This is a genomic window from Methylophilus flavus, from assembly GCF_042678905.1.
GTDB lineage: Bacteria > Pseudomonadota > Gammaproteobacteria > Burkholderiales > Methylophilaceae > Methylophilus > Methylophilus flavus.
This window is the reverse complement of the sequence record NZ_JBHTLN010000001.1, coordinates 988997-1002784: the sequence shown is the minus strand read 5'-3', so window position 1 is coordinate 1002784 and position 13788 is coordinate 988997. Positions and strand designations below refer to the sequence as shown.

Below are 13788 nucleotides of genomic sequence, written 5' to 3'. Positions count from 1 at the left end.
CGTGGGTCATCGTTGTGGCGTATAAACCTCTACATCTGAATTGAATTTTTTCGGGACTAAAGGCTCATAGCTTTTTGATTAGGTTAATACGTTAATCATTCATCCAATGATCCTTATTGAAAACACTAACAATAATCTATGCCTAATTTTCATGCGATTCCCACTCTCATTCCTGCCAGTTTTTACACCACCGCACTAGTCATCATGGGTTTGCTGACAAGCGCTTGTTCGCCGGTGAACATACTCAATGCGGTGATTTCCGATAAAGCATATCGACTCACCAGTGGTGTTGCCTATGGTGATTCACCCAGGAAAACACTGGATATCTACATTCCGGCAAACCCGGTGAGTGAAAATCCTGAGTTAAATGGAAAAACAGAAAACACCCGCACCGTAACAAACAAAACCTTACCGGTCGTGGTATTTTTTTACGGTGGCAGCTGGGATTCCGGCAATCGCGGTAGCTACAAATTTATAGGCGAAGCTATGACTTCGCAGGGCTTTATTGCAGTGATTCCAGATTATCGCGTCTACCCTGAGGTGCTGTTCCCCGGCTTTATGGAAGACCCGGCCAAAGCCGCCAAATGGGTCAAACTACATGCGGCTGAATTTGGCGGTGACCCCGAGCGTGTTTTCCTGGCAGGGCATTCAGCCGGTGCGCATATTGCCGCCATGCTGACATTAGATCCCGAGTTTCTTGCAAAACAGAACAGCAAACCACAAGACTTCGCAGGCATGATAGGCCTGGCTGGCCCTTATGATTTCCTGCCGCTAAAGAGTAATCGATTGAAAACCATTTTTGGCCCGGAAGATCAGCGATCAAAATCGCAACCGATTAACTTTGTCACCGGCAACAATCCACCCATGTTGCTGATGGTAGGTACAAAAGACGGCACCGTCTGGCCCAGAAACACTTACAACCTGGCTGCCAAAATCAAGGCCGCAGGCGGTCCGGTCGAAGTTGCCGAGTTTGCCGGGTATGGCCACGTCGATATGGCGGCCAAACTGGCAAAACCCCTACGTGACAAATGTATGTTAGATACGATTGCAGCGTTTATAAAACAGCATTAAAGTCGGTGCCAGCTACTTAGAAGGTGGATAGATATAAATTTTCCACCTGCTCCCTGGCCCAGGGTGTTTTGCGCAAGAACTTGAGGCTGGACTTCACCGATGGATCGTTGTTAAAGCAATTGATATTGATTTTATCGCCAAGCTTTTCCCAGCCGTAATGGTCAACCAGTCGTGTCACGATACTTTCAAGCGTAACGCCGTGTAAAGGATTATTTGGCTGAGCAGGTTTAGAGGTAGTCATTTTTTGGGGCAGGTTAATATTGATATTTTGGTTTCTTGATTAAGCCTGGCTATCTTGCTGCCAGTGAAACTTGTGCATGATGCGATGCACAATTGGTGTCAGAACCAAACCAACCGTGACTATAAAAACAAGCCCCGCATATAATGCATATAGGCCGGCAAAGATTTTTCCATCATCTGTTTTTGGCGCATCCACAGGCCCCATGCCACCCATCAGCATTGCCGAGTTTAAAAAGGCATCGCGCCACGCGAGCTGCTCATAATGCATGTAGCCCGCCATCCCTATAGCCAGTGAAAGCAGCAACAAACCGATAGCGATAACAGCATGGAGCGCAACACGCTTGGCGAACAGTCTGTGTGGAATAGGTGGCTTATTTTTTGATTCGTACATGATAACGATTGTAGCCTAAAGCGAAGGCGCGGGAGTTAGCCAATCACAGTTTGGTAGTAGTTTAGGCCATCAAAAAATTAACTTCCTGTCCCAAGTCTCTAAGTCAATGAGCGCTTCGATACTTCTAAAGTTATCGGGCTTTATCTCGACTTGAATTGCAGCCTTGGTGCAGCATGATATGGATTTTATTTAGATGCGCTAACGATGTAATAAAGGAGGCTTGGTTGCCCACCAAATACATAACAACAACAGCATCTGCAAAGGTAAGCGAGCGACTAGCGCCCAATAAGGCACATCGGGAAACTGGCTGGCGTTTTGCAACATAAAAATATTAGCAGGTGTCACTGCAATAGTTAACAGAATCAGTCCCCAACCCGCAATGCGGCGTGTGCGGGTGAATAAAATTCCGATAGCGCCTGCCAACTCAAAGACGCCACTAATCACCACCAACTCCCTGTGTGCAGGCAACCAGGGAGGCACAATTTTCATCTCGAGTTCAGTAAAGGCAAAATGCGCAATTCCACCAATAAAAAACCATAAGAAAACAAAGGCAAGCGCCAGTATCCTGGGTAGCCCAAGTTTTGGATCACGGACTTTCTTAGTACTGCAATTATCGATTATTTTTTGAGTCATAGAGTATGAGCTATTCATGTTGAAGAATATTAATGAGTTTGCCAACAGGATCCCTGACATAAAACCGGCGAACACCCCATGGTTCGCTGACAGGGCCATACTCTAGTGGAATATTAGCTTCCATGACTCGCCGTAGTGCCTCATCAAGATTGTCTACTTCAATAGAAATATCAGGTACTGGCGTATCGGAACCGCCCTGACTGGCAACACTGATTTGTACTGGCATTTGGGCAGAGCCAGCATATGTGCGAATCCATCCCTGATCCATAGCAAGATCAAGACCAAGAATACCTTGATAGAAAGCATCCGCATCAGATTCTTGTGGCACTGCGATGTTGGCAATGATTCGTTTGACGTTCATGCGGTTTCCAAAAGAAGCCCTTGAATAATCGTTTAGCCTCAACGTTTAGACTTAAGTAACTGACGAATACCTAGTATAACCAAACCTAAAAAGGCAGAGAATAGACAAAAAAGATGAAGTTCTCCGAGTGGGATCAGCTGATAAAGCACGTTAGTCTTACTAAATGGTGAGAGTGGAGCAATGTCGGCGTGCATGAGACTATCGAACGCAATGTGAGAATAACTGCCAGTTGCTGCACCTAGCCAAATGGGAAAAGGACTTAAGCTTTGCCAATGAAATGGATTAGGTAACGTTATTCTTGAAGACAACTTTAGCGCAGCAAAGAAAATAAGCACGGTAATCACCGTGATGATGGTTGCGCCGATGTAAGTATGAAAAAATCTGTGTAAGGGATACTGCCCCGTAATCATGTAATAAAGTGGCTCAATATCAATCAGGACATTGGCAGTGCAAAAGGCTAAAAAACTGACATGCTTAGGTGCTATAGCATGAATCGCTGCACCATGGCCAAAATGAAAGGGAGTGATGGGCATATTCGTTTTATAGTTTAAAAATGAAAATTAATACTCTATAGCACCAGCCGCCGGCTAGCCCGCTTGACTTGACTAGCCAATGGAGCTTTTAGCAAACGTATTTCTTTCGAGTTTCGGAGGAAGATGAATTTCCTCTTCCTTTTTCTCGTCCTTTTTATTGCTTGAAGGCCAATCACAGTTACATGCATCTGCACAGTTAAGTACGTTGAACATGGGACATGATTTTAGATTTGGCAGTTTGCAACCATTATCGCAAGGTAAGTCACACCCAATGTCACAATCTCCTCGTTGTTTCCGATGCGGCCTTAATTTTGGCGGCGAATAGCGACGATGTGATACTCCACAAAGATAAAGTCGTCTTCTTAAAACAAAAAAACCATCAATTACGCCATATCGTTGAATTGCACGAAAACCAAGAGTAGAGCAGCTTGCATGCCCAGTGTGATGGCTGTAGGCGCAACAAAAACCCTTGAACGGGGAAATAAAGTGTTGATAAAACCTGATGATGTTAAGCGCAAGGAGTTGCATTGAATTTTGCTTAACGTTTGAATTGAGGGTTGCCATCAGGCACCCTGCTTGACTGTTGGGCAAAGGCCGCGGCAGATAGGCGATACAAGCAATGCTCACGCATAGGGTGACCATCTGGTAACGACGGATGTTGGAAAGTTAGTTGATCTCTTTGCATACCAAGTCGCTTCATAACGCGCTCCGATCGTTCATTTTCCAGAGTAGTGAAAGCAACCACTTCAGGCAACAACAATTTGTTGAAGGCAAACTCAAGCGCGGCACGGGCGCTCTCTGTCGCCAGTCCTTTACCCCATGAGGACTGAGCGAGCCTCCAGCCAATTTCCACGCAGGGCGAAAACGGTAGGTCGGCAATTGGTATGTGCAGACCAATAAATCCAATGAATTCATTAGACAATTTTTCCTGAGCGGCCCAAAATCCCCAGCCGCGCTGTTCAATAAGGTCATGGCATCGCTGGGCCATTGCGTAACTCTCTTGCTCGCTCAGCTTTGCCGGGAAGTACCGCATCACCTCTTCGTCGCTGTTCATTTGCGCAAAGGCAAGGAAATCAGAGCGCTGCCATTGACGCAGAAGCAGCCTTTCTGTTTCAATTTCGTGAATGTGCAACATTGTGGTTTTTTGGAAGCCTAACGTTTAACATAAGGGGCGCGCTTTAGCGCGTCCCTGTTGAATGATAGGTTTGGCATTGGAGTCTAATTAGCAGGACCAACGTCCATTCCATCATATGACTCAAGGTGATACCTTTACAGCGAGCTTGTAGAATTCGTGGTTTCGTTCATTAAGAGATTCAGGACTATGATGCTCAATTTTTTCCACATGCAGAAAAAAAAGTTTTCTTATCGTCTGTCGGGTAAATATTAACAAAGCGATAGCCATTCTTTGTGAGGTATTCAGCAACTGTTTGAAGTTTTTTTGGGTTGGGGTCTGTAAAAAATAGCCCCAAAGTAAATTGCCGTTGATGTTCCATTTCTTGTAACCAGGGTTCGATCGCATGTTTTCAAACATCTGGTTTAGTTGCTCCAACGTTATAGCCGCACTTCCTTCAGCCATTGCTGTGTCTCCAAAGCTCCAAAGGGATAATACAACTACAAAAAATCTGATTATTTTCATAATTATTATGCCCAACGTTTGAATTAAGGGGCGCCGTTAGGCGTCCCGCTTGAATGATGGCTTAGGGTTAAGAGGTGTATGGCTCATGCAGCACTCTCTCCGACACCCACCAAATGTTCCCATGTTTGTCCCTGACGCCACCTTGGCGGTCTCCATAAGGCATATCCTGCACATCCATTTCTAGAGATGCCCCGTGTTCAATGGCTCGTTTCATTGAGGCATCCGCATTTTCAACATACAGGTAAAAAGCACAACCCATATTTGGGTATTCTATTGTTGCCTCGCTAACCATAACTGTAGATGTACCAATAACTACCTGAACATTCAAAATATGACCGTTGGGGCGCATGGTGCGGCAAGTTTCAGAACCTCCCAACCCGTTGACTAGAAATGCTATAAAAGACTCGGCGTCTTTAACGAAAAAGTAAGGTGTAATTGTATTAAAGCCGGGTGGAATGTACATATCAATCCTAATGTACTGAACTAAGAAAACCTAACGTTTGGCATAAGGGGCACGCTTTAGCACGTCCCGCTTGAGGGATGGGTTAGCAGTCATTTTTCTTTTCTAAACCAATCAGATGTGCCTTTTTGGAATAGCCGATAAAGAATAAAGATTTCAACTGGAATAAGAGAAATTGAAATAACATATTCAAGTTTCATTTTTTCGTAACCGACCCCACCAAGCATTATGAGAGCTGATGCAATTGTAATAATTAAATAGGCATAGCGAGCAGCATTACTTTTATTACTAATTTTGTAAGGCAAAATACAAAGCAACGAATAAAGAATGAGTGCAAATGTAAACTCGCCATCTGTAGCATGACCAGTCAATTTTTCATATAAGGCTAGCAATGCATCAATAGCAAGTGTTGCCCATATTGCTATAACTGCTTGTCTAATCCCCATCGGCATATTTTGAATTCCTAACGGTTGAAGAAAGGGGCTGGCGATAATGGTGGCACAACCCTCGTTATTAAAACTGTATCATCAAAGTGCGTTTTCACCAGTCGCACTTGATGGTTGGATTAGGCTTAAAAATCTGTAGACGAATATAAGAGTTTCCCAGCGCTATGCAGAGTTGTGAGTCCTTGAGTGATGTGAGACCTAACGCTTGAGTGGGATATTATTCGATAACCTCGATTTGCACATCAATCACACCGTTTGAAATGCTGCCAATCTCACTGAATGCAGACTTTGAGAGATCAATTACCCGTCCTTTTACATAGGGGCCACGATCGTTAATTTTGACAAGGACCGATTTACCAGTATCGACGTTTGTCACTTTAACCAGCGAACCAAATGGCAATACTTTATGTGCACCTGTTTTAAGTTCCTGTTTATATAGCTCACCGCTTGCCGTCTTTTTTGACTGGTGGCTGTTGGCGTAATATGACCCCTTTCCACTTTCCTTGTATCCAACCCAGTCTGCATTGGACTTGGGACTGAGTGTGCCGCATCCACTGATAACGAAAGCGATAAATACTAAAAGATACCTTGTCAATTTAATCCCCGCTTTGAGTTTATGTTTTGAAGACAGATGCGATGCAAGGTGGGTCCAGTCATGGTTGTATCCAGATCGCTCGTTGCATAGCTATACCACGCGCGCCACTGGCTTGAGCTTGTGAAACATGTTCCGGTCGCATGCCACCCAAACCATAGATCGGTATTTCCAGACCATTTAGCATTTCACTAAATTTCTCCCAACCTAAGCCGCTTGCTTCAGGATGACTTGATGTCGGCAACACCGGCGAGAGAAGGGCACAGTCAAGTTTCAGATCCTGTGCTTTTTGCAGTTGCTCAGCATCGTGACAGGAAGCGCCAGTGAGCAGGTTATCTGGCTTAGTAATCATGGTCATCAGGCGCTGGCTGTTAAGGTGCACGCCTTGGTAGCCGAGTTGCAAGGCTTGTTCCGGGCTGCTATTTAACAAACAGCGGCAGTCGTAAGGCGCGCACAATGACAAGACTTTTGTGCTCAACTGAGAGAGGTTGCTTTCGTCGAGTTGCAGTTCGCGGATTTGCAGCAGTTGCAGGCCTTGATCCAATTGTTTTCTCAATGCTTGCAAGAAAGTATGTTCCCCCATTTTCTGTACATTGCTGATGGCGTACACAGAGGGCAATGACAGTGCCTGCATGATAGGGGCATTTGCGGGGAGCACCGGGCTGACATTCAGCTTTTGCGGATGCTGCCAGGCAAACTGCTGGCCTTCACGCGCTTGTAATTCACCTTGCCATTCGCTGACAAAAAAGAAATGCAGCAATACGGTTTTAGCTTCTGCATCATGTGTGGCAGGGTAGTCGTAGCGACGTTTGATCCATGGTTGTATCCGGGTCGGCGTAATGCCCAACTCTTCCTGTGATTCACGAATCAATGCGTGTTCAGGGCTTTCCCCAGTTTCAATCTTGCCACCGGGGAATTCCCACCAGCCTGCCCAGCCTTTGCCATCAGGCCGGCTGGCGAGCAGGTAATCACCGTTTGGTCGTATCAGGATGGCGACCGCGACTTGGACTAGTTTTGCCATCCTTAAGACTTCAATTGGAGTTTGCCGGCGTAATCCTTGGCAAACTGGAAAGCGACGCGGCCACTGCGGGCGCCACGGGTATGGTAAAACTGCAAGGCAGCATGTCGGGCAGTGTCATCCATGCTGACGCCAAAGCTTTTGAGCCAGTGTTCGGCAATGTTCAGGTATTCATCCTGGTCAAAACTGTAGAAAGATAGCCACAGGCCAAAGCGTTCGGCCAGCGAGGTTTTTTCATCTATGGTGTCATTCGGGCGAATCTCACCGGTTTTTTCCAGCACCGGTTGATTGTCCGCCATATATTCAGGCATCAGGTTTTTGCGGTTGGAAGTAGCGTACACCAACAAATTGGATGAAGCGTTTTCAATCGAACCGTCAAGGATGACTTTCAGGGCTTTATAACCGGTGTCGTTGGCTTCAAACGTGAGATCGTCACAGAAAATAATGAATTTTTCCGGTCGGTTCCTGATCAATTGTGTGATTTGCGGCAAGTCGGTTAAATCCTGTTTATCGACTTCGATCAGTCTTAACCCAATGTCTGCATAAGCATTCAGCAAGGCTTTCACCAATGACGATTTGCCGGTGCCACGCGCACCAGTCAGCAGTACATGGTTGGCGGGCAGGCCTTGCAGGAACTGTTTTGTGTTGCGTACTACTTCAGCTTTTTGCCTGTCGATAAAGCGGATATCTTCCAGCGAAACCGTATGCGGATGTTCGACTGCATGCAGTTGGCCTTGCGCACCATGTTTGACCCAGCGCCAGGCAGTGACTTGCCAGTTAGGTTCAGCCAGCGGTGCAGGTAACAGGGTTTCCAGGCGCGTGATCAAATGTTCGGCACGCTGTAGCAGGTGTTCAATCGAATTCATGCAGGTTTTCTTAAATTGTCGTGTGAGGTGAGCGGCTATTGTACACAATGCCGGAAAGGGCTGTCAGCGCCAGTGTTGCTTTGGCAAAATGGCTTTGCCGCAAATTTCGGCGCCTTTGTGGTAACTTGTCGGGCTTATACCAGTCACGTTTTCAATTCCAACAGGTTACTTAATTATGCAACACAAAAAGATTATTCTGGCATCGCGCAGCCCGCGCCGCGTGGAACTATTGGCGCAACTCGGGGTGCAGTGCGAGATTGTCCCCGCGGATATTTATGAATCCTGTCTAGCCGGTGAAGACCCTGCTATATATGTACAACGTCTGGCAAAAGCCAAGGCGCTGGCGATAGCCGCCACGCATGCAAATAGCGGATTACCCATTCTGGCTGCGGATACCACCGTGGCGCTGGGACAAGAGATTCTTGGCAAACCAGAGAATGCTGACGAGGCGATGGCAATGCTGTCCCGCCTGAGTGGCAGTGTGCATCTGGTGCATACGGCGGTGGCGGTTTTTCTGACTGGTGAAGTGCACTGTTTACTGAACACAACGCGCGTGGAAATGATGCAAGTGCCTAAGGATGTTTTGCAGGATTATGTGGCTAGCGGTGAACCGATGGACAAAGCCGGTGCCTATGGAATACAAGGCCGCGCGGGTGCCTGGATTGCGCGTATCGACGGCAGCTATAGCGGGGTGATGGGCTTGCCGCTGCATGAAACGGCGCAGTTGTTGCACGCGTGGTAAACTCTGGAAAAAAACGCTAACGGTTTGGGATCGGGTAAAGCAAAATGTCATTGGCGCAGGAAGTATTAATCAATGTCACGCCGCAGGAGACGCGCGTGGCGATTCTGGAGCAAGGTGTGGTCCAGGAGTTACACATAGAGCGGGCATCGTCACTTGGCATTGTCGGTAACATCTATCGCGGTACCGTGGTGCGGGTGCTGCCCGGCATGCAATCTGCGTTTGTTGAAATTGGCTTGCCGCGCGCGGCTTTTTTACACGCTGCCGATATTATGGAATGTCACTCTGAAGAAGGCGATGTCAAAACTGACAGGCCGATCCAGGAAGTACTGCATGAAGGTCAATCGATTATCGTGCAAGTGATCAAGGAAGCGATTGGCACCAAGGGTGCGCGCCTGACCACTGAAATCAGTATCGCCGGGCGCTTCCTGGTTTATTTGCCTTATCAAAAACATATTGGTGTCTCGCAACGCATTGATATAGAGGAAGAACGCGAATTCTTGCGTAACCGTTTGCTGGGTTTACTGCCGGAAGAGCGCGAAGGCGGTTATATCATCCGCACTATGTCAGAGGCTGCAACTGATGAAGAGTTACTGGCTGACATTGAATACCTGCGCAGGGTGTGGAGCAAGATCCAGACTGAGAGCAAAACCGTCGGTGAGCGGTCGCTGATTTTTTATGACCTGAGTTTGCCGCGTCGTATCTTGCGCGACGTAGTGTGCAAGGAAACCACCAATATCCGCGTTGATTCCCGCGAAATGTTCGAGCGTTTGAAAGAGTTTGCCGAGCTGTATGTCTCTCACGCCGTCAAGCCGCTGACTCATTACAAGGGTGAGCGCTCCCTGTTCGAGTTTTATGATATCGAAAATGAAATCGAAAAAGCACTTTCCCGCAAGGTAGAACTAAAGTCTGGTGGTTACCTGATTTTTGACCAGACTGAAGCATTAACCACGGTCGATGTGAACACTGGTAGCTTTGTCAGTGGCAAAAACCTGTCTGACACCATATTTAAAACCAATCTTGAAGCCGCACAAACCATCGCGCGCCAGCTACGTTTACGTAATCTGGGCGGCATTATCATCGTCGACTTTATCGATATGGATGAGGACGCGCAGCGTGAAGCGGTACTGGAAGAGCTGCGCAAAGCGGTGACGCTGGATAGGGCGCGTATCAATGTGAATGGTTTCTCTGCGCTGGGATTGGTGGAGCTTACCCGCAAGCGTACCAGGGAAAGCCTGGCGCATCTGCTATGTGAATCCTGCAAGGTCTGCCAGGGCCGTGGCGAACTGAAAACAGCGCAAACGATTAGCTATGAAATCATGCGTGAATTGTTGCGTGAGTCACGGCAGTTCAAGAGTGCCAATGCCTTTAAAATCCTGGCATCGCCTGAAGTGATTAATATGCTGGGCGATGAGGAATCGCAAAGCCTGGCCAGCCTCTCTGACTTTATTAAAAAACCGGTGACACTGCACCCGGATACCCAGTACGGGCGCGAAGAGTTCGATATTGTCTGGATGTAAATCAAATGCTGGGCGACTAAGCAGTCGCCCAGGCTAGAGTACTAAAATATGCTGGCTGCCAGCCCTGGCAACACGATATGGCTGATCATTTGCAGCAAGATCAGTGCGACCAGCGCTGAAAAATCAAAGCCCTGGATCTGTGGCAACACCCTGCGTAAGGGGTCGAGAATAGGATAGCTGAGTTGGTTTATCACCCCATAAATAGGGCTGTAAGGGTTCACCCAACTTAGAATCGCCATCAGCAGAATGGCATAGAAGAATACATCTACGATCTGCTCCAGTACGCCAAAAATCGCCTGCCACACCCACAATACAGGCGCAGCGCCCAAGCCTGTCAGTGTTGAAAGCAGGGCGAACAAAATCAGCTGCATCAGGTAAGCCAGCAACAAAGTAGAGATATCCCATTGCCTGACCGGGCGGATCAGCTTGCGCGTCGGTTTGACCATGAAATCGGTCAGCACCATGGTCATTTGCCCGAGCTGGTTTTGAAACGAGGTACGCGTCCATTGCATCAGGAAACGCAACACCAGTAAAAACGTCAATATGCCGAATACGGTCCTCAGCAAAAATACGGTCATCTCACCTAACATTATTGTCCTCCCAGTTCGTCGCCCAGGGTTTTTGCCCGGTTGGCTGCTTGTTGTGCCGCATGTTGCATGATGGCATGGATATTGTGCTGATTGAGGCTCAGCAAGCCTTGTTCTGTCGTGCCGCCTTTGGAAGTGACTTGCTCGCGCAATGTGGCAACAGGCGTTTCGCTGGCAGCGGCCAGCAGGCTGGCACCTCTGAATGTTGCGATACTCAGCTTCAGTGCCTGTGCTTGATCCAGTCCCAGTGCAACGCCCGCTTCCGTAAGGGCTTCAATCAGAAGAAATACATAGGCCGGACCACTACCAGAAATGGCGGTCACGGCATCCAGCTGTGCTTCATCCGTCAGCCATACTACTTCACCCGCTGCCTGTAGCAATGTATCTGCCAGTTGACGCTGCGTGTCATTGACATCAGCAAGGGCAAACACGCCGGTCACGCCCGCCTGGATTTGCGCCGGCGTGTTAGGCATGGTGCGTACCAGCGTGCGATAGCCATTCAACCAGCGGCTTAAATCTGCGGTACGTATACCGGCCGCGACTGAAATCACCAGTTGCGATTGCAGGAAAGGCGCAAGTGATTCTGCTACTGCTTTCAACTGCTGCGGCTTCACCGCAAGCACAATCACATCGACGTGTAATGCCTGCCCGGATAAGCTCTGCGCCGTAAGCACGCCCAGATTTTTCTGCAATCGATCATGCTTGCCGGCATCAGGGTCTATCACCGTAATCTGCTGCATGGGGAAGGCGCGCTGTTTAAGGCCGGTGATCAGGGCTTGCGCCATGTTCCCGCCGCCTATAAAAGCAATGCGGGGTGATGCGAGTGAAGACATGGTTAAGCAGCTCCTTTGCTGGCTAAATCTGAATCTGGGGAAGGTTTGGGCTGGCGCGCACCAAAAATCGCGGTGCCTATGCGTACCAGTGTAGCGCCTTCGGCAATCGCGGCCTGGTAGTCGCCGCTCATGCCTATCGATAAGGTATCTAGTTGCAGGTCATGCGTATTCAGATGCTCGAACAGCGCGCGCACCTGCCGGAATTGGTCACGTTGGGCTGCAAAGTCTTGTTGTGGCGCCGGGATCGCCATCAACCCGCGCAAGTGCAAGTGTGGCAATTGTTTGATCTGTAAGGCAAGTTCCAGCAATTCCTGGCCACTGGCACCACTCTTGCTTGCTTCCTCACTAATGTTCACTTGCAGGCAAATGTTCAGCGGCGCAAGCTCTGGTGAGCGTGCATCTGACAGGCGTTGCGCAATTTTTAAGCGGTCAACCGAGTGTATCCAATCGAATTGACGGGCAATTTGCTGTGTTTTGTTGCTTTGAATCGGCCCGATAAAGTGCCATGCTATTGCACAGTCCTGTAACTGCGCCTGTTTACTGAGCGCTTCTTGCAGGTAATTTTCGCCAAACACGGTTTGGCCTGCTGCATAAGCTGCACGGATAGCTTCAGCCGGTTGTGATTTGCTCACTGCGCACAGCGTCACGTTTTGAGACATTTGAAAGCGCGCTTTTGCCTGTGCAATGGTTTGCTGTATCTCAGCAATATTGTCAGCAGGGGCGTGAATAGGGGCGGTCATGGCTGGGTAAGGCGAGCTCTGGTATGCAGGTTAATAACAAAACAACATTATATAAATAATCACTGGAGTGAATTGTGGATATTTCAGATTTATTGACATTTTCTGTCAAAAATAAAGCGTCAGACTTGCATTTATCTTCCGGTTTGCCACCGATGATACGTGTGCATGGCGACATCCGTAAGATCAATTTGCCGGCGATGGATCACGCTGAAGTCCATCGCATGCTGTACGACATCATGAATGATACCCAGCGCAAGGTGTTTGAGGAAAAGCTGGAATGCGATTTTTCCTTCGAAATCCCCGATCTGGCACGTTTCCGGGTCAATGCTTTTAACCAGCAACGTGGTGCCGGTGCGGTATTCCGTACCATTCCGAGCAAGGTGCTGACGCTGGAAGAGCTGAATGCACCCCGTGTGTTTAAAGACCTCGCCGATACGCCGCGCGGCATTGTGCTGGTAACCGGGCCTACGGGTTCAGGTAAGTCGACTACGCTTGCTGCCATGGTCGATTACATCAATGAGACACAAATGTCGCATATCCTGACCGTGGAAGACCCGATCGAATTTGTGCATAGTTCCAAGAAATCGCTGGTCAACCAGCGTGAAGTCGGCCCGCATACGCAATCATTTGATAACGCCTTGCGGTCAGCCTTGCGTGAAGACCCGGATGTGATCCTGGTCGGTGAGATGCGTGACCTGGAAACCATACGCCTGGCGCTAACGGCCGCTGAAACCGGTCACCTGGTATTCGGTACACTGCACACCAGTTCCGCTGCCAAAACGATAGATCGGGTGGTGGACGTGTTCCCGGCTGCTGAAAAAGAAATGGTGCGCTCCATGCTGTCAGAGTCTTTGCGTGCGGTGATCTCGCAAACCCTCTGTAAAACCAAGGATGAACAGGGCCGCGTGGCGGCACATGAAATCATGATAGGCACACCGGCTATCCGTAACCTGATCCGTGAGAACAAGATTGCGCAGATGTATTCTGCTATCCAGACCGGGCAAAACGTTGGCATGCAGACGCTGGACCAGAACCTGCAAGACCTGGTGAAGCGCAATATCATTAGTGCCGGTGAAGCGCGGACCAAAGCGGCCAACCGCGATTCGATTATTGGGTAGCACA

At 48.4% G+C, this 13788-nt stretch carries 20 protein-coding genes; 4 read left to right on the top strand and 16 right to left on the bottom strand.

Annotation, left to right across the window (positions count from 1 at the left end; translation table 11 throughout):
* Positions 1 to 138 precede the first annotated feature (138 nt).
* On the top strand, positions 139 to 1071 hold the full coding sequence (locus ACFQ2T_RS04755; protein ID WP_379031198.1) for an alpha/beta hydrolase: 933 nt from the start codon (positions 139 to 141) through the stop codon (positions 1069 to 1071).
* Positions 1072 to 1087: 16 nt separating this feature from the next.
* On the opposite strand, the gene ACFQ2T_RS04750 is transcribed toward ACFQ2T_RS04755, so the two are convergent.
* The 13 genes from ACFQ2T_RS04750 to ACFQ2T_RS04690 all read right to left on the bottom strand — a co-directional run bounded on the left by ACFQ2T_RS04750 (position 1088) and on the right by ACFQ2T_RS04690 (position 8247).
* Positions 1088 to 1312: a VF530 family protein gene (locus tag ACFQ2T_RS04750; protein WP_379031195.1), complete on the bottom strand. Its 225-nt coding sequence runs from the start codon at positions 1310 to 1312 to the stop codon at positions 1088 to 1090.
* Between the two features lie 39 nt (positions 1313 to 1351).
* Positions 1352 to 1702, bottom strand: coding sequence for a hypothetical protein (locus tag ACFQ2T_RS04745; protein WP_229007680.1), 351 nt, complete (start codon positions 1700 to 1702; stop codon positions 1352 to 1354).
* Between the two features lie 198 nt (positions 1703 to 1900).
* Positions 1901 to 2335, bottom strand: a complete 435-nt coding sequence (locus ACFQ2T_RS04740; protein WP_379031192.1) for a DoxX family protein — start codon at positions 2333 to 2335, stop codon at positions 1901 to 1903.
* Between the two features lie 10 nt (positions 2336 to 2345).
* Positions 2346 to 2696 carry a VOC family protein gene (locus ACFQ2T_RS04735; protein ID WP_379031189.1) on the bottom strand — a complete coding sequence of 117 codons (351 nt, stop codon included), beginning with the start codon at positions 2694 to 2696 and terminating at the stop codon, positions 2346 to 2348.
* 38 nt (positions 2697 to 2734) lie between these two features.
* Positions 2735 to 3229, bottom strand: coding sequence for a hypothetical protein (locus tag ACFQ2T_RS04730; RefSeq protein WP_379031186.1), 495 nt, complete (start codon positions 3227 to 3229; stop codon positions 2735 to 2737).
* A 72-nt stretch (positions 3230 to 3301) separates the two neighbouring features.
* On the bottom strand, positions 3302 to 3757 hold the full coding sequence (yidD, locus tag ACFQ2T_RS04725) for a membrane protein insertion efficiency factor YidD (RefSeq protein ID WP_379033898.1): 456 nt from the start codon (positions 3755 to 3757) through the stop codon (positions 3302 to 3304).
* A gap of 10 nt (positions 3758 to 3767) precedes the next feature.
* Positions 3768 to 4364 carry a GNAT family N-acetyltransferase gene (locus ACFQ2T_RS04720; RefSeq protein WP_379031183.1) on the bottom strand — a complete coding sequence of 199 codons (597 nt, stop codon included), beginning with the start codon at positions 4362 to 4364 and terminating at the stop codon, positions 3768 to 3770.
* 120 nt (positions 4365 to 4484) lie between these two features.
* Positions 4485 to 4865 carry a hypothetical protein gene (locus ACFQ2T_RS04715; protein ID WP_379031180.1) on the bottom strand — a complete coding sequence of 127 codons (381 nt, stop codon included), beginning with the start codon at positions 4863 to 4865 and terminating at the stop codon, positions 4485 to 4487.
* Positions 4866 to 4932: 67 nt separating this feature from the next.
* Positions 4933 to 5328 (bottom strand): VOC family protein, encoded by a 396-nt coding sequence (locus ACFQ2T_RS04710; protein ID WP_379031178.1) that lies wholly within the window; start codon positions 5326 to 5328, stop codon positions 4933 to 4935.
* Positions 5329 to 5417: 89 nt separating this feature from the next.
* On the bottom strand, positions 5418 to 5777 hold the full coding sequence (locus ACFQ2T_RS04705; protein WP_379031175.1) for a hypothetical protein: 360 nt from the start codon (positions 5775 to 5777) through the stop codon (positions 5418 to 5420).
* Between the two features lie 211 nt (positions 5778 to 5988).
* A complete protein-coding gene (locus ACFQ2T_RS04700) occupies positions 5989 to 6366 on the bottom strand; it encodes a septal ring lytic transglycosylase RlpA family protein (RefSeq protein ID WP_379031173.1) in 378 nt (125 codons plus the stop codon).
* Positions 6367 to 6424: 58 nt separating this feature from the next.
* On the bottom strand, positions 6425 to 7384 hold the full coding sequence (locus ACFQ2T_RS04695; protein WP_379031170.1) for a Nudix family hydrolase: 960 nt from the start codon (positions 7382 to 7384) through the stop codon (positions 6425 to 6427).
* A 2-nt stretch (positions 7385 to 7386) separates the two neighbouring features.
* A complete protein-coding gene (locus ACFQ2T_RS04690) occupies positions 7387 to 8247 on the bottom strand; it encodes an ATP-binding protein (RefSeq protein ID WP_379031167.1) in 861 nt (286 codons plus the stop codon).
* A gap of 175 nt (positions 8248 to 8422) precedes the next feature.
* On the opposite strand from ACFQ2T_RS04690, the gene ACFQ2T_RS04685 reads away from it, so the two are divergent.
* Positions 8423 to 8989 carry a Maf family protein gene (locus ACFQ2T_RS04685; RefSeq protein WP_379031164.1) on the top strand — a complete coding sequence of 189 codons (567 nt, stop codon included), beginning with the start codon at positions 8423 to 8425 and terminating at the stop codon, positions 8987 to 8989.
* Between the two features lie 50 nt (positions 8990 to 9039).
* Positions 9040 to 10506 carry a ribonuclease G gene (rng, locus tag ACFQ2T_RS04680; RefSeq protein WP_379033896.1) on the top strand — a complete coding sequence of 489 codons (1467 nt, stop codon included), beginning with the start codon at positions 9040 to 9042 and terminating at the stop codon, positions 10504 to 10506.
* A 41-nt stretch (positions 10507 to 10547) separates the two neighbouring features.
* Here rng and ACFQ2T_RS04675 read toward each other — a convergent pair whose 3' ends face one another.
* Genes ACFQ2T_RS04675 through ACFQ2T_RS04665 form a run of 3 tightly spaced genes read right to left on the bottom strand, consistent with a single transcriptional unit; the run spans position 10548 to position 12666 of the window.
* Entirely contained in the window at positions 10548 to 11096 is a 549-nt protein-coding gene (locus tag ACFQ2T_RS04675) for a YggT family protein (protein ID WP_379031162.1), read from the bottom strand.
* Positions 11096 to 11926, bottom strand: coding sequence for a pyrroline-5-carboxylate reductase (gene proC / locus ACFQ2T_RS04670; RefSeq protein WP_379031159.1), 831 nt, complete (start codon positions 11924 to 11926; stop codon positions 11096 to 11098). Before proC ends, ACFQ2T_RS04675 begins: the two co-directional genes overlap by 1 nt.
* 2 nt (positions 11927 to 11928) lie before the next feature.
* On the bottom strand, positions 11929 to 12666 hold the full coding sequence (locus tag ACFQ2T_RS04665) for a YggS family pyridoxal phosphate-dependent enzyme (RefSeq protein ID WP_379031156.1): 738 nt from the start codon (positions 12664 to 12666) through the stop codon (positions 11929 to 11931).
* 74 nt (positions 12667 to 12740) lie between these two features.
* Here ACFQ2T_RS04665 and ACFQ2T_RS04660 point away from each other — a divergent pair, with 74 nt between their 5' ends.
* Complete coding sequence (locus ACFQ2T_RS04660) at positions 12741 to 13784, top strand: type IV pilus twitching motility protein PilT (RefSeq protein WP_379031154.1); 1044 nt, start codon at positions 12741 to 12743, stop codon at positions 13782 to 13784.
* Positions 13785 to 13788 lie beyond the last annotated feature (4 nt).

Bases quoted from the DNA above. Each gene is read 5' to 3' on its own strand.
- ACFQ2T_RS04735 (WP_379031189.1), bottom strand. From the start codon at position 2,696: ATGAACGTCAAACGAATCATTGCCAACATCGCAGTGCCACAAGAATCT.
- ACFQ2T_RS04705 (WP_379031175.1), bottom strand. From the start codon at position 5,777: ATGCCGATGGGGATTAGACAAGCAGTTATAGCAATATGGGCAACACTT.
- ACFQ2T_RS04745 (WP_229007680.1), bottom strand. From the start codon at position 1,702: ATGTACGAATCAAAAAATAAGCCACCTATTCCACACAGACTGTTCGCC.
- ACFQ2T_RS04750 (WP_379031195.1), bottom strand. From the start codon at position 1,312: ATGACTACCTCTAAACCTGCTCAGCCAAATAATCCTTTACACGGCGTT.
- ACFQ2T_RS04685 (WP_379031164.1), top strand. From the start codon at position 8,423: ATGCAACACAAAAAGATTATTCTGGCATCGCGCAGCCCGCGCCGCGTG.
- ACFQ2T_RS04675 (WP_379031162.1), bottom strand. From the start codon at position 11,096: ATGTTAGGTGAGATGACCGTATTTTTGCTGAGGACCGTATTCGGCATA.
- ACFQ2T_RS04695 (WP_379031170.1), bottom strand. From the start codon at position 7,384: ATGGCAAAACTAGTCCAAGTCGCGGTCGCCATCCTGATACGACCAAAC.
- ACFQ2T_RS04690 (WP_379031167.1), bottom strand. From the start codon at position 8,247: ATGAATTCGATTGAACACCTGCTACAGCGTGCCGAACATTTGATCACG.
- ACFQ2T_RS04710 (WP_379031178.1), bottom strand. From the start codon at position 5,328: ATGTACATTCCACCCGGCTTTAATACAATTACACCTTACTTTTTCGTT.
- ACFQ2T_RS04665 (WP_379031156.1), bottom strand. From the start codon at position 12,666: ATGACCGCCCCTATTCACGCCCCTGCTGACAATATTGCTGAGATACAG.
- ACFQ2T_RS04715 (WP_379031180.1), bottom strand. From the start codon at position 4,865: ATGAAAATAATCAGATTTTTTGTAGTTGTATTATCCCTTTGGAGCTTT.
- ACFQ2T_RS04720 (WP_379031183.1), bottom strand. From the start codon at position 4,364: ATGTTGCACATTCACGAAATTGAAACAGAAAGGCTGCTTCTGCGTCAA.
- yidD (WP_379033898.1), bottom strand. From the start codon at position 3,757: ATGCAACTCCTTGCGCTTAACATCATCAGGTTTTATCAACACTTTATT.
- ACFQ2T_RS04740 (WP_379031192.1), bottom strand. From the start codon at position 2,335: ATGACTCAAAAAATAATCGATAATTGCAGTACTAAGAAAGTCCGTGAT.
- ACFQ2T_RS04730 (WP_379031186.1), bottom strand. From the start codon at position 3,229: ATGCCCATCACTCCCTTTCATTTTGGCCATGGTGCAGCGATTCATGCT.
- ACFQ2T_RS04755 (WP_379031198.1), top strand. From the start codon at position 139: ATGCCTAATTTTCATGCGATTCCCACTCTCATTCCTGCCAGTTTTTAC.
- proC (WP_379031159.1), bottom strand. From the start codon at position 11,926: ATGTCTTCACTCGCATCACCCCGCATTGCTTTTATAGGCGGCGGGAAC.